We start from the raw sequence: 10,445 nt of genomic DNA, 5'->3' as shown, positions 1-10,445 counted from the left end.
AACGCACTTTCTCGATCATCAAACCGGACGCCACCAAGCGCAACCTGACCGGCGCGATCAACGCCAAGCTCGAGGCCGCCGGCCTGCGCATCGTCGCCCAGAAGCGCATCCAGCTCTCCAAGGCCCAGGCAGGCGTGTTCTACGGCGTGCACAAAGAGCGCCCGTTCTATGACGAACTGTGCGAATTCATGTCGTCCGAGCCGATCGTGGTTCAGGTTCTCGAAGGTGAAAACGCCATCGCGAAGAACCGCGAAGTCATGGGCGCGACCAACCCCGAAGAGGCCGCCGAAGGCACCATCCGCAAGGAATTCGCGCTGTCCATCGGCGAGAACTCGGTCCACGGCTCCGACGGCGAAGACACCGCCGCCGAGGAAATCGCCTACTTCTTCTCGGGTCTCGAACTGGTCGGCTGACCTCTTCAAGCCTTACATCTCAAGGGCCGCCCCGTATCGGGCGGCCCTTTTTCGTTATAATGCCAACGCGCGTTAACCTTTTGTTAGGACTCTACTCCCACCTTCCGAAGAATGCATGTCGGAGGTACTATTTATGCCTGATGTTGAAGCTATTTCCGTTACGCGGGATGAACATATCGAAAAGATTGCATCGCGGTTCGACGTGCGCGAGGTGACGACAGCGTTCATCGAGCCGATGGTGATCCTCGAAACGGCGGTGCCTTTCGGCGTTGCGCTGGTCGAACTCGAAGCCGTCGGGCTTGAAGTGGCAGGCCGCGCGCGGCTGTGTGCCGAGCCGACCGCGCCGTCTTACTACGCGATCTTCGCTCAGGGCGCCGTCTGACGCGCCTCAGCGAAACTGGTCGAAGAAGGACCAGACAAAGGCCGCACCGTCCACCTCGTCCGTCTCGGGGCCGATGATCGCCTCCGGCACGTCCGGACCGCCGCCGGGCCAGCGATGGCCCATCCCCTCGATGGTAAGCGCCCAGATCGGCCGGGTGCAGCCCTGCCAGCGGGTGAAGATCGCCACCGTGCCGTCCTGCTTCGCATCATACCGCCGATCTTCCGCCGGTCGCCCGCAGCGCGCGCGGCGGGCAAAGATAGCCTGCGTTTCGGCATGGCTTACGACGGGGACCACGGCGCCCGGCCCGGACGGCAGCGCCCCGCCACCGATCGGCACGACCGGGTCCTCGGTTCCATGGATGATGAGCGCCGGCATCGCCCGCCCGGCGGCGCAGACGCCCGCAAGCGTAGTGGGAAGTGGCATGGCCACGCTCGCGATGGCACGCACTCCGGGCCGCGTGCAGGCATAGGCATAGGTCAGCTGCCCGCCCATCGACAGGCCCACGAGGAACACCCGGTCCGGGTCGATATCCGCGCGGCCCTTGGCCTCTGAAATGACCCGGTCGAGATAGGCGATGTCATCGCGCGGCACCGTCTCGCCGACAGAACCGGGAAGGCCGGGGACATCCCAGAACCGCAGATGCGCCGACGGAAAAGCGACCACAAGCCCCTCGTAATCCACGAGAGCCTCCCACGTCCCGCGCGTGGTGCGCCGCATCCTGTCGCCGGTCTGAAGCGCGCCGTGCAGGACGAGGACAAGGGGCAGGGGGCCCGCCGCCTCGCGCGGCGTGAAAAGCTGGAACTGGCGCTTCAGACCGTCCTGCTCAAATCGGATCACCTCGGCCTGAGCCGTGGAGGCGACGAGCATCAGGACGGCGGCGAGCCAGCGCATCATGCGCGCGCCCTCACGCCGATTTCATCGAGCATCGCCTCGATCCCGGTCCGGTCGCGCCGCGTGTCCGCCTTCAGCGCCTCGAACCGAAGCTTGAGCGCGTCTTTCTCGGCCCCCTTGCAGTCGTTCCACGGGCGCCCCTGCAATCCCATCACCAAGGCATAGTAGCCGATGAAATGCGCAGGTTCCCCGGCGGCGAGCCAGCGGGCATAGGCCGCATCCGCCCCAAGGGCGCGCAGCGCCTCGGCACTGTCGACGCCCGCACGGGCGAAGCCTTCGGCCGTGGCCGGTCCGAGATTCGGGATTGAGGTGACAGGTGTCGTCATGGCGCAACTCTGCGCCCGGTTCGTCAGCCCGTCAATCGCCGCGAGACTCGCGGGCTCAGATCGCCGCCCAGTCCGTGATGACCGGCTTGGGCGTGGGCGTTTCCGCCTCGGCCTTGCGGTCGGTCTTCTGCGCGGGTTTCGGTTGGCTCGCGGCGGTGTCACGCGCAGAGTCGCGCGGATCCTTGTAGGTTGCCATCTGCCTCGTCCTTCTTGTGTGGGCCTTGGGCTGCCGCCCTGACCCGATGGGTTTATCCACCCTGGCGCCCGTCTTTCTGCGGGCTATCCGATCAGGCTGAGCCGGGAATCGGGTTGGGGCGTGGCGGAATTAGGGCGAAACTATGGCCATGAACAAGACGGTTAATGCGCGTCCGCCGGGGGCTTTTCCGGTGTGGGCGGGGCTCCGCCGATGGCACCGGTTTTGCATTCATGGAACAGAATGTGATGCGATGTGTTGGCCCCCCGAGAGACACGCAAAGGAGGCAGCATGACACGCGCCGAGGTTAAGACGTTCTGGGATGAGACGACCGGAAGCTGGCAATACGTCGTCCACGACCCCGCCACGCGGAAGGGGGCGATCATCGACCCGGTTCTGGATTTCGACCAACAATCCGGGTCGGTCGTGACCCGCAATGCCGAGCGTATCCTCGACTATGTGAAAGAGGCCGGGCTCGACATCGTGTGGGTGCTCGACACCCACCCCCATGCCGACCACTTCAGCGCCGCGCACTGGCTCGCCCAGCGGCTCGATGCCCCGCGCGGGATCGGCGAGAAGGTGACTGGGGTGCAGGAGTTGTGGGCCGACTTCTACCACACGCCGGAGTTTCCCTGCGACGGTCGCCAGTGGGACAACCTGTTTGCCGACGGCGACACCTTCGCGGTGGGCGAGTTGGAGGGCCGCGTCATGTTCACGCCCGGCCATACCCTTGCATCGGTCAGCTATGTGATCGGGGACACGGCCTTCGTCGCTGATACGCTCATGATGCCCGATGTCGGCACAAGCCGGGCGGATTTCCCCGGTGGCAGTTCTTCGGAGCTTTACGACAGCCTGCAACGCCTCCTGTCGCTGCCGGACGAGACGCGGCTGTTCATCGGTCACGACTACGCCCCCGGCGACCGCGACGCGGCCTGTGAGGCGACGGTGGCCGAGCATGAGGCGGACAACGCGCACCTCGCGGGCGACGTCTCGAAGGCCGATTACCAAAACACCCGCGACGCGCGCGACGACACCTTGCCGCTGCCCGACATCATGCTCTACGCGCTTCAGGTGAACATCCGGGGCGGGCGTCTGCCGGAGCCGGAGTCGAACGGGTGCAGCTACCTCAAGGTGCCAGTGAACCTGTTCGAGCCACGCTGAAGCGCCGCGCAACGAAAAGGGCCGCCCGTGACACCACGGGCGGCCCTTCTGATCTTGCGGGAGGCGAAGATTACTCTTCGTCTTCCTCCGAAGCGGTCTCGCCGGACTGCTCTTCTTCGACAGCTTCCGCCAGGTCGTCGTCGTCGGACGCGGCCGAGCCGATGTCGTCGAACAATTCCGAGATCTCGAATTCTGCAGCGGCTTCTTCTTCCGCGGCGAGCTCCTGGATCGACTTGCCGGAGGCCTGAAGTTCGGCTTCTTCCGGCGACCGCGCGACGTTCAGCGTGATCGTGACCATGACCTCGGGGTGCAGGTGGATTTCCACCTCATGCAGACCCAGCGTCTTGATCGGCTCACGGATGAGTGCCTGCTTACGGTCGATCGAGTAGCCTTCTTTGGTGGCAACGTCGGCCGCGTCACGGGTGGTGACGGAGCCATACAGGTTGCCGCCGTCGGACGCTGCACGAATCACGACGAACTGCTGTCCGTCGAGCTTCCCGGCCAGCGACTCGGCCTCTTTCTTGGTTTCGAGGTTGCGGGCCTCGAGCTGGGCTTTCTGGTCTTCGAACTGGGCGATGTTGGCCTTGGAGGCCGTCAGCGCCTTGCCCTGCGGCAGGAGGTAGTTGCGGGCGAAGCCCGGCTTCACCTCGACCACTTCGCCCATCTGGCCAAGCTTGGCCACGCGTTCGAGAAGGATGACTTCCATGGGATCTCTCCTTACTTCACGGCGTAGGGCAGCAGGGCGAGGAACCGGGCGCGCTTGATGGCACGGGACAGTTCACGCTGCTTCTTGGCCGAGACGGCGGTGATACGGCTGGGCACGATCTTGCCACGCTCAGAGATGTAGCGCTGAAGCAGTTTCGTGTCCTTGTAGTCGATCTTGGGTGCATTGTCGCCGGAGAACGGGCAGACCTTGCGACGGCGGAAAAACGGTTTCGCAGCCATGTGTTAGCTCCTTCTCTCTCAGCGATCGCGACGTTCACGACGGTTGTCGCGTTCGTCACGTTTCTGCATTTGAACCGACGGGCCTTCTTCGTGGCCGTCGACCTTGATGGTCAGCACGCGCATCACGTCGTCATGCAGGCGCATGAGGCGTTCCATCTCCTGCACGGCGTCCGACGGTGCGTCCGTGCGCAGGAAGGCATAGTGGCCCTTGCGGTTCTTGTTGATCTTGTAGGCCATCGTCTTGACGCCCCAGTATTCCGAGTCGACGACTTTGCCGCCGTTGTCGGAAAGGACGGTCGAGAAGTGCTCGACAAGGCCTTCGGCTTGCGCGTTGGACAGGTCCTGACGCGCAATCATCACATGCTCGTAAAGCGGCATGATCACTCCAGTTTTTCAGGCGCGCTTCAAAGAACGGATCACCCTTCCGCACCCGTTCACGAGAGGCCACGCGGTTCATCCAATCCGCGGAAGGAAGCGCCCTTTTACATGGGATCGCCTTGATTGCAAGGACGAATGAGGGGTTTCCGGCCAGCGCGACATGCCCCGGAATGACCCGGTAAGCGCCCTGAGCCGTGCCATTCCATGCCCCAATCCGGCCACGTTCGTAAATAAAGGTGATCGGTGGGAAGACATTCGCAACCGCGAGGGACCGACAATGAACGCTTTGGCAGGAAACCTGGAATTTCCGACCGCTGGACAGGCGCAGGCCCGTCAGGGCAGTGACAACTGCCTCACGATGACCCCGTGGGGCTACATCGTCGGCAACGGATGCCCGCTCGACGCCAATATCCTGCGCTATTCGCTGGCCCGGTTCTTCGGGATCATCCTGTTCATGTCGGGGCTCGTGATCGGCCTTCTGCCGGACGGCGAGGCGGGCAGCGGCCTTATCGCAATGAAACTGGGCGCGATGGTCATGTTCATGCTGCTGGGCGCGGTCCTGTTCCGCGCCGGGCGCGAACGTCCGGGTATCGAGATGCATGTCGACCTCAAGCACAACGTGATCCGCCTTGGCGGTCGCGACCTCTCGGGCACGTTCAGCCCGACGGACATCCTGCGCTTCGACGAAGTGCAGTCGGTTTTCCTGCTGCGCAACGCGAACACCAGTCAACCCGCGCGGCTGTTCCTGCGCCTCGGCGATAACGTCGCCATCGAGATTTCGCAGGGCGGGCGCCAGCCGATGGAACGGCTGCGCCAGCGCATCACCTACGACCTGACCTACGGCAAACGCGCGGCCTGACACCGCCGCTGGGCGTTGCGCCGGGGCCGCTGCCACGCTATCCCCTCGTCAATCGAGAACGAGGGAGGGGCCATGACCCGCGCATTCGTATTTCCCGGACAGGGCGCTCAGACCATCGGTATGGGCCGCGATCTGGCCGAGGCCTATCCGGCCGCCAAGGCGGTCTTCGATGAGGTCGATGAGGCGCTTGGCCTCAAACTGTCCAACATCATCTGGAACGGCGAGCAGGACGAACTCACGCTCACCCAGAACGCCCAGCCTGCTCTCATGGCCACCTCGCTCGCCGCGATGCGCGCGCTGGAGGCCGAAGGGGTGGGTGTCGAGGCCGCCGGTTTCGTCGCTGGTCATTCGCTGGGTGAATACTCCGCACTGGCCGCCGCCGGTGCTATTTCCATAGCCGACACCGCCCGTCTCCTGCGCACCCGCGGCGAAGCGATGCAAAAGGCCGTGCCGGTGGGCGAAGGCGCGATGGCCGCGCTTCTTGGCCTCGACTTCGTCGCCGCGAAGGCGGTGGCCGAGGAAGCCGCGCAGGGCGAGGTCTGTCAGGCCGCCAACGACAACGACCCCGCGCAGGTGGTCGTCTCGGGCCACAAGGCCGCCGTGGAACGCGCGGTCGAGATCGCCAAGGAGAAGGGCGCGCGCCGCGCGGTGCTGCTTCCGGTCTCCGCCCCGTTCCATTGTGCGCTGATGCAGCCCGCCGCCGATGTGATGGCCGAGGCGCTCGCCGCCGTCACCATCAACGCGCCCGCCGTGCCGCTCGTCGCAAACGTGAAGGCCGAGGCTGTTTCGGACCCCGACACGATCCGCCAGCTCCTCGTCGAGCAGGTGACCGGCTCGGTGCGCTGGCGCGAAAGCGTGCTCTGGATGGCCGCGAACGGCGTCGACGCGACGTGGGAGATCGGGGCGGGCAAGGCCCTCACCGGCATGATCCGCCGGATCGACAAGAGCCTCGCCACCGCCACGGTCGGCGCACCGGATGAGGTCAAGGCCGCCGCCGAACAGGCCGCAGGCTGACCCGACACATTAACGAAGGACGAGATATGTTTGATCTGACTGGAAAATGCGCGCTCGTGACCGGCGCGTCTGGCGGGATCGGCGGCGAGATCGCCAAGGCGCTTCACGCCGCCGGGGCCACCGTCGCCATCTCCGGCACACGCGAAGAGCCGCTCAAGGCACTTGCGGGCGAGCTGGGTGACAGGGTGCACGTCGTGCCCTGCAACCTCTCGGACCCCGAGGCGGTCGACGCCCTGCCCAAGCAGGCGGTCGAGGCGATGGGCGCGCTCGACATCCTCGTCAATAATGCGGGCATCACCCGCGACCAGATCTTCATGCGCATGTCCGACGACGACTGGCAAAGCGTCATCGACGTGAACCTGACTGCCACCATGCGGCTGTGCCGCGCCGTGATGCGCCCGATGATGAAGGCCCGCTGGGGCCGGATCGTGAACATCTCCTCCATCGTCGGTGCGACCGGCAACCCGGGGCAGGTGAACTACGCCGCCTCCAAGGCCGGCATGGTCGGCATGACCAAATCCATCGCCTATGAGGTCGCCTCGCGCGGGATCACGGCCAATTGCGTGGCCCCCGGCTTCATCGCCACCGCGATGACCGAGAAACTGACCGACGATCAGAAAGACAAGATCAACGGTCAGATCCCCACGGGCCGCATGGGCACGCCCGAGGAAATCGCCGCCGCCGTGCTCTATCTCGCATCACCCGAGGCGGGCTACGTCACCGGTGCGACCTTGCACGTCAACGGCGGCATGGCGATGCTCTGAGCACACGTTTCGGTTGTCCCTCGGCGGTCGCGCACGCGGTGCGCCGGGGCGGCGGACAAATCGTTTGCCCCCGGGATGCTTTATGCTAAAGGGGGCGGAGATTTGGCGCCGGGCAGCTTCGCTCACCGGCGTCGCCTCGCTCTGTCGAGGACAGTTCATGGCGCCCCGCAAGGGGCAAACGACAGGGCCAAGTGCCCGAAAAATATGAGGATATGATATGAGCGACGTCGCAGATCGCGTGAAGAAAATCGTAGTCGAGCACCTCGGCGTGGAAGAAGACAAGGTCACGGAATCGGCCTCGTTCATCGACGACCTCGGCGCTGACTCGCTTGATACCGTCGAGCTGGTCATGGCCTTCGAGGAAGAATTCGGCATCGAGATCCCGGACGACGCCGCGGAATCGATCCAGACCTTCGGCGACGCGGTAAAGTTCATCTCTGAAGCCGTCTGAACGACGACGCCAGAAAGTCGGACGGCGCCCCAACGCGGGCGCCGTTCTGCGTTTGAGGAGGAGGCTGCGGTTGACCGCCGCCCCGGGGCACTTCCGGCGTTTCGCGCTTGCCACGGGGGGGCGTGAGAGGCTATCCAACGCGCGGCAAAACAATCGAAAAAAGGGCTGTCTCGATGGAGAAGCGTCGCGTCGTCGTCACCGGTCTGGGCATGGTTTCGCCCCTGGCCTGCGGTGTTGAGGAAAGCTGGAAGCGGATCCTCGCCGGTAAGTCCGGCGCAGGGACAATCACCCGCTTCGACGCAAGCCGCGTGGTCACCAACTACGCCTGCGAAATCCCCTATGGCGACGGCTCGGACGGCACGTTCAACCCTGACGACTGGATGGAACCGCGCGACCGGCGCAAGGTCGACGACTTCATCCTCTATGGCATGGCGGCTGCCATTCAGGCGGTGCAGGACGCCGGGTGGACCGACCCTTCGGAAGAGGAACAACTGCGCACCGGCGTGATGATCGGCTCCGGCATCGGCGGGCTGAACTCCATCGCCGAAACGACGCTGATGGTCGCCGAGAAAGGCCCGCGCCGCATTTCGCCGTTCTTCATTCCGGGCTCGCTCATCAACCTGATCTCCGGACAAGTCTCGATCAAATACGGCTTCAAGGGCCCGAACCACGCGGTCGTCACGGCCTGTTCCACCGGCGCGCACGCCATCGGCGATGCCTCGCGCCTCATCATGCTGGGCGATGCCGACGTGATGGTGGCCGGCGGTGCCGAGGCCGCGATTTCCGAGATCGGGATCGGTGGCTTCAACGCCTGCAAGGCGCTCTCCACCAAACGCGCGGATGCGCCCGAAACAGCCTCGCGCCCCTATGACGCGGATCGGGACGGGTTCGTGATGGGCGAGGGGTCCGGCATTGTCGTGCTCGAGGAATATGAGCACGCCAAGGCGCGCGGCGCCAGGATCTACGGCGAAATCCTGGGCTACGGCATGTCCGGCGACGCTTATCACATCACCGCGCCCTCCGAAGATGGCGACGGGGGCTTCCGTGCGATGGAGGCCGCGCTCAAATCCGCCGGGCTCACGCCACAGGACATCGACTACATCAACGCACATGGCACCTCGACCATGGCGGACACGATCGAACTCGCGGCTGTCGAGCGCCTGCTGGGCGATCACGCGGCCAAGGCGACGATGTCCTCGACCAAATCGTCCATCGGTCACCTTCTGGGCGCGGCCGGGTCTGTGGAGGCGATCTTCTCGCTGCTCGCCCTGCGTGACCAGATCGCGCCGCCGACGATCAACCTCGACAATCCCGCCGTCGAGCCGAAGCTCTCGCTCGCCGCCAACGGCGCCGAGGAGCGTGAAATCGACGTCGCGCTGTCCAATTCCTTCGGCTTCGGCGGCACCAACGCCTGTCTCATCATGGGCAAGGTCCGCGATTGATGTGGCGAAACATCGCCTCCAACACCCTGTCCCTGATGATCGTCGCGCTCGTCGTGGTCGGCGGCGTGATCGGCTGGGGGCAGCGGCAGTATGTGGCCCAGGGGCCGCTTGAGACCGCCATCTGCCTGAAGGTGGAGCCGGGCTCGAACTTCAACCGCGTGTCCGATGCGCTTGAGGCGCAGGGCGCGATCACGAGCCCCTCGATCTTCCGCATGGGGGCCGAGTATTCCGGCAAGTCGACGCAGCTCAAGGCAGGCTCTTTCCTCGTGGACGAAAATGCCTCGATGGAAGAAATCGTGGACGTCGTGACGCGCGGCGGCGCGTCGACCTGCGGGACGGAAGTCATCTACCGGATCGGGATCAACTCGGCCGAATACCAGGTGCGCGAACTCGACCCGGCGACCCAGTCCTTCGTGACGGTGGCCGAATTCGCCCCGGACGCGGAGGTGCCCGCCGACTATACCCGCGTGCGCGATCAGGCCGACACCCGATACCGCATCGCCATCGCCGAGGGCACGACGTCCTGGCAGATCGTGAACGCGCTGCGTCAGGTCGAGTTTCTGGACGGCGAACTGGCCGAGGTGCCCGCCGAAGGCTCGCTTGCCCCGGACAGCTACGAGATGCGCCCGGACGATGCGCGCGCCGAGCTGATCGCGCGGATGGAAGACGCGCAGGACGCGCGCCTTGCCACGGCCTGGGAGAACCGCGCCGAAGGACTGCCTTACGACAGCCCTGAAGAGGCGCTCATCATGGCCTCCATCGTCGAAAAGGAAACCGGCGTCGCCGAGGAGCGTCGGCAGGTGGCGAGCGTCTTCGTCAACCGGCTTGAGCAGGGGATGCGGCTCCAGACCGACCCCACCGTGATCTACGGGATCACGAACGGGCAGGGTGTGCTGGGCCGCGGCATCCGCCAGTCCGAACTGCGCGCCGAGACGCCTTATAACACCTATGTCATCGCCGGACTTCCGCCGACACCAATCGCGAACCCGGGGCTTGCCGCGATCGAAGCGGCGGTCCACCCGGACAGCACCGATTACCTGTTCTTCGTGGCCGACGGCACCGGGGGCCATGCCTTCGCGACCACGCTCGAAGACCACAACCGCAACGTCGCCCGCTGGCGCGAGATCGAGGCGGAGCGGGCCGCGAACCAGTAGGCGAACGTTGGTCGCCGGGTGCTGAGCGGGCTGCCCCTAAACAGTGCGCCCCAAGCGGGGCGCGCTGGTTTC

The 10,445-nt window shown here is 65.2% G+C and carries 15 protein-coding genes; 9 read left to right on the top strand and 6 right to left on the bottom strand.

Annotation, left to right across the window (positions count from 1 at the left end):
* Nucleotides 1–413: nucleoside-diphosphate kinase (gene ndk, locus B2585_RS04905; RefSeq protein WP_292020613.1), on the top strand; the 413-nt coding region annotated here is incomplete at its 5' end.
* Nucleotides 414–546: 133 nt separating this feature from the next.
* Nucleotides 547–795: a hypothetical protein gene (locus B2585_RS04900; RefSeq protein WP_292020611.1), complete on the top strand. Its 249-nt coding sequence runs from the start codon at nt 547–549 to the stop codon at nt 793–795.
* A gap of 6 nt (nt 796–801) precedes the next feature.
* Here B2585_RS04900 and B2585_RS04895 read toward each other — a convergent pair whose 3' ends face one another.
* The 3 genes from B2585_RS04895 to B2585_RS04885 are packed head-to-tail and all read right to left on the bottom strand — an operon-like array spanning nt 802 to nt 2,208.
* A complete protein-coding gene (locus B2585_RS04895; protein WP_292020609.1) occupies nt 802–1,689 on the bottom strand; it encodes an alpha/beta hydrolase family esterase in 888 nt (295 codons plus the stop codon).
* Nucleotides 1,686–2,012 (bottom strand): TfoX/Sxy family DNA transformation protein, encoded by a 327-nt coding sequence (locus B2585_RS04890; protein ID WP_292020607.1) that lies wholly within the window; start codon nt 2,010–2,012, stop codon nt 1,686–1,688. Before B2585_RS04890 ends, B2585_RS04895 begins: the two co-directional genes overlap by 4 nt.
* Before the next feature lie 55 nt (nt 2,013–2,067).
* The gene (locus B2585_RS04885) at nt 2,068–2,208 is read right to left on the bottom strand and encodes a hypothetical protein (protein WP_292020605.1); all 141 of its coding nucleotides are present in this window, start codon (nt 2,206–2,208) and stop codon (nt 2,068–2,070) included.
* A 288-nt stretch (nt 2,209–2,496) separates the two neighbouring features.
* Here B2585_RS04885 and B2585_RS04880 point away from each other — a divergent pair, with 288 nt between their 5' ends.
* A complete protein-coding gene (locus B2585_RS04880) occupies nt 2,497–3,366 on the top strand; it encodes an MBL fold metallo-hydrolase (RefSeq protein ID WP_292020603.1) in 870 nt (289 codons plus the stop codon).
* Between the two features lie 70 nt (nt 3,367–3,436).
* Here the strand turns inward: B2585_RS04880 and rplI are convergent, their stop codons facing one another.
* From rplI to rpsF, 3 genes are read right to left on the bottom strand one after another with little or no spacing between them, the layout of a single operon-like run.
* Nucleotides 3,437–4,072 carry a 50S ribosomal protein L9 gene (gene rplI, locus B2585_RS04875; protein ID WP_292020602.1) on the bottom strand — a complete coding sequence of 212 codons (636 nt, stop codon included), beginning with the start codon at nt 4,070–4,072 and terminating at the stop codon, nt 3,437–3,439.
* Nucleotides 4,073–4,083: 11 nt separating this feature from the next.
* Entirely contained in the window at nt 4,084–4,311 is a 228-nt protein-coding gene (gene rpsR, locus B2585_RS04870; protein ID WP_058291462.1) for a 30S ribosomal protein S18, read from the bottom strand.
* An 18-nt stretch (nt 4,312–4,329) separates the two neighbouring features.
* Nucleotides 4,330–4,689, bottom strand: a complete 360-nt coding sequence (gene rpsF / locus B2585_RS04865) for a 30S ribosomal protein S6 (protein WP_292020591.1) — start codon at nt 4,687–4,689, stop codon at nt 4,330–4,332.
* 277 nt (nt 4,690–4,966) lie between these two features.
* Here rpsF and B2585_RS04860 point away from each other — a divergent pair, with 277 nt between their 5' ends.
* From B2585_RS04860 to mltG, 6 genes are all read left to right on the top strand, one after another.
* Nucleotides 4,967–5,548: a hypothetical protein gene (locus B2585_RS04860; RefSeq protein ID WP_292020589.1), complete on the top strand. Its 582-nt coding sequence runs from the start codon at nt 4,967–4,969 to the stop codon at nt 5,546–5,548.
* A 72-nt stretch (nt 5,549–5,620) separates the two neighbouring features.
* Entirely contained in the window at nt 5,621–6,562 is a 942-nt protein-coding gene (gene fabD, locus B2585_RS04855; protein ID WP_292020588.1) for an ACP S-malonyltransferase, read from the top strand.
* 26 nt (nt 6,563–6,588) lie between these two features.
* Complete coding sequence (gene fabG / locus B2585_RS04850) at nt 6,589–7,326, top strand: 3-oxoacyl-ACP reductase FabG (protein ID WP_292020586.1); 738 nt, start codon at nt 6,589–6,591, stop codon at nt 7,324–7,326.
* 217 nt (nt 7,327–7,543) lie between these two features.
* Nucleotides 7,544–7,777, top strand: coding sequence for an acyl carrier protein (locus tag B2585_RS04845; RefSeq protein ID WP_292020584.1), 234 nt, complete (start codon nt 7,544–7,546; stop codon nt 7,775–7,777).
* Between the two features lie 173 nt (nt 7,778–7,950).
* Nucleotides 7,951–9,219 carry a beta-ketoacyl-ACP synthase II gene (gene fabF / locus B2585_RS04840; RefSeq protein ID WP_292020583.1) on the top strand — a complete coding sequence of 423 codons (1,269 nt, stop codon included), beginning with the start codon at nt 7,951–7,953 and terminating at the stop codon, nt 9,217–9,219.
* Nucleotides 9,219–10,373 (top strand): endolytic transglycosylase MltG, encoded by a 1,155-nt coding sequence (gene mltG / locus B2585_RS04835; protein WP_292020580.1) that lies wholly within the window; start codon nt 9,219–9,221, stop codon nt 10,371–10,373. The genes fabF and mltG overlap by 1 nt, the downstream gene beginning before the upstream one ends.
* The last annotated feature ends 72 nt before the right edge of the window (nt 10,374–10,445 follow it).

This window comes from Maritimibacter sp. UBA3975, assembly GCF_002384975.1.
GTDB lineage: Bacteria > Pseudomonadota > Alphaproteobacteria > Rhodobacterales > Rhodobacteraceae > Maritimibacter.
The sequence above is the reverse complement of the archived record's forward strand: the minus strand, read 5'-3'. Positions and strand labels throughout refer to the sequence as shown.